The sequence below is a fragment of the Emticicia agri genome, from assembly GCF_004168285.1.
Classification (GTDB): Bacteria; Bacteroidota; Bacteroidia; order Cytophagales; family Spirosomataceae; genus Emticicia; species Emticicia agri.
This window is the reverse complement of record NZ_SEWF01000166.1, coordinates 1-2,006: the sequence shown is the minus strand read 5'-3', so window position 1 is coordinate 2,006 and position 2,006 is coordinate 1. Positions and strand designations below refer to the sequence as shown.

Here is a 2,006-nt window from a genome sequence, read left to right as displayed (position 1 = left end):
ATGGCAGAGGCCGCAGCCAATGTTCTGACAGGCAAAGGTCATGAAAATAAAGACTATGTTATCTCTAATACCGAAGCGGTTACTTTCCATGATATTGCCCGATTCATCAGCGAGGCTTCGGGTAAACAGGTAGGATACATAAGTCCTGAACCTGAAACGTATGTTCAGGTACTGACCAATGCAGGTCTGCCTGCCGAAGTGATTGGCGTGTCAGCAGGGTTTGCCGAGGGTTTCAGACAAGGAGAATTTTCTTCAACCGAAACAGATTTAGCTAACCTTTTAGGCAGAAAACCAGCCACAGTAAAAGATTTTCTGACAGGCGTTTATTCAGCTTGATAAACGTAGGTAGATACTTAGGTACGGGTAAATCGCTACCTGAGTCCCATACCGTTTGTGCGTTGATACAACATTACCACTGCGTTCGACAGCTCATTGATACCCATGCTTTTAGGCTTGTCCTGACCCATAAGCGGCCACTCATAGAGCAATAGTAAAAAAACAATCAGAAGGTATGTCTTCATCAGACTTTTATATAATAGGTATAGTATATCAAGGCTTTTTATTCTATAAGCAAAACTATTGATAATAAACAGTAAATAGAAGAAATATGCCTAAACCTTATTATACGGTTAAGCCTGGATTGAGAAAAGAATGATTTTTAAACTATAAATGAGTAGGTTTTCGCAGTAATAGGTTATAAACAGGCGTAAAAAAATGGCTGTATTAAAAGGAAATTGTTGGCAAAATTATATTTGGCACAAATTTTTCCTCACCCTCTAAATCTCCCTCTCCTGAAAAAGGAGCGGCCGCCGCGCGGAGGGAGACTTTAAGCCCTTCTCCTTTTTCAGGAGAAGGGTTGGGATGAGGATTTTTCCAAACGGTACGCTGCCAAATATTATTCTGAACTCCTTCCTTTCAATACAGCCCTATTCTAAACAACAAATAAACTCTTATTTAACTCCTGCCGAAATTGTTATCATTACGGACAGTCTTCTATTTTAGCCAGAAAGACCTCGCTGCCTCCTGCCTGAAAACCGGGGTTCATCACTATCGCTTTTGCTGCATAATAATTGACACCTGTGGCTACATTGGCGGTACTGGTAATGGTTTGAGACACCCGGTAATTGCCTGCTGCCTGACTACCCGAGAAAGTAAGATTGACATTGACAGTAGCCACTACAGGCACTCTTACCGACTGACAAGGGCTTGCGCCTATCAGCGAACAACCCACATAATAGGTAGTAGTAGTAGCAATACTTGGCGTATTAAAGCTCGTGCCTGTACCTAAAGATGTTCCCCCACTTACGCCTGCATACCAGTTAATCGTACCACCTGCGCAACCTGTGGCAGTAAGCGTTACCGAGCCTGTGCCACAACGACTGCCGTTTGTTGGTGTAGGTGCTGAGGCCGTAATTACAGTGATAGTAGCCACTGCCGAATTAATGGCCGCACAGTTACCATTTTTAACCACTGCCCGGTATTTGGTTGTTTGCGACAGATTAGAGAAATTGAGCGTAGTAGTTGTATTGGCAATAGTAACAATGTTACTCACAAAGTTATCAGTAGAAGACTCCCATCTCACAATTGAACCCGTGTGTCCGCTGAGGGTTAGTGTACCTGAATTGGCACCTATACATACCGATTGACTTCCGGCAACCGTACCGCCTACACTTGGCGCAGTAATAGTAAAGGTAGTTTTGGTACGGCAGGCTCCTGTAATATTAGACTGAACATAGAAATCAGTTGAACCCGGGGTAGCGGTATTCGGGATACCCGACCCGGCTACACCTACCGGATTGAACACATTGCCTGTGAATATAGAACTTCCACCGGAGGCAGCAGTAAACCAGCTATTGGTTATAGGGAAGACAGCCGAAGTTGCCTGTACGACAAAACTTCCGGTATAGCCATTCGCATAAGGAGTAACTACCAGTACATAGGTAGTTCCGGCTGTGAGGTTATAGGTAACTTTTGAAGCATATTGTAAATCACCACTATCGTCATCA

Annotated in this window: 3 protein-coding genes; 1 reads left to right on the top strand and 2 read right to left on the bottom strand. The window is 43.7% G+C overall.

Translation table 11 applies throughout. From position 1 onward, the window contains the following. Nucleotides 1-336, top strand: a 336-nt coding sequence (locus EWM59_RS28155; protein WP_510186012.1) for a Rossmann-fold NAD(P)-binding domain-containing protein, incomplete at its 5' end; no start/stop codon positions are given. A gap of 35 nt (nt 337-371) precedes the next feature. Here the strand turns inward: EWM59_RS28155 and EWM59_RS28150 are convergent. Continuing rightward, a complete protein-coding gene (locus EWM59_RS28150; RefSeq protein ID WP_165372286.1) occupies nt 372-521 on the bottom strand; it encodes a hypothetical protein in 150 nt (49 codons plus the stop codon). Between the two features lie 458 nt (nt 522-979). Continuing rightward, on the bottom strand, nt 980-2,006 hold a 1,027-nt coding region (locus EWM59_RS28145; RefSeq protein ID WP_374755963.1), incomplete at its 5' end, for an immunoglobulin domain-containing protein.

Excerpts from the sequence above, each read along its gene's own strand:
- EWM59_RS28150 (WP_165372286.1), bottom strand. The coding sequence starts at position 521 with ATGAAGACATACCTTCTGATTGTTTTTTTACTATTGCTCTATGAGTGG.